Genomic DNA, 233 nt, shown 5'->3' on the forward strand with positions numbered 1-233 from the left:
AAGCAAAGTTTCGCAGGATTTAAAAATTCCAATACAACACGCGGATTGTTTTTGTTTACTGGATCAAGTGTAGTTGGAAAAACAGAACTTTGCAAAGCTTTAGCTGAATTTTTAGGTTTAAATTTAGAACGCTTTGATATTAGTGAATATGCAGAAAAACATGCTATAAGTAAACTAATAGGATCTCAAGCTGGATATATAGGTTTTGAAGAGGGTGGACTTTTAAGCAATGC

At 33.0% G+C, this 233-nt stretch carries 1 protein-coding gene; it reads left to right on the forward strand.

The window, feature by feature from the left end:
- Positions 1–233 (forward strand): AAA family ATPase (locus ELQ12_RS10150; protein ID WP_166739613.1); only part of this gene is annotated, 233 nt, incomplete at both ends.

This window comes from Campylobacter sp. US25a, from assembly GCF_004379075.1.
Classification (GTDB): Bacteria; Campylobacterota; Campylobacteria; order Campylobacterales; family Campylobacteraceae; genus Campylobacter_D; species Campylobacter_D jejuni.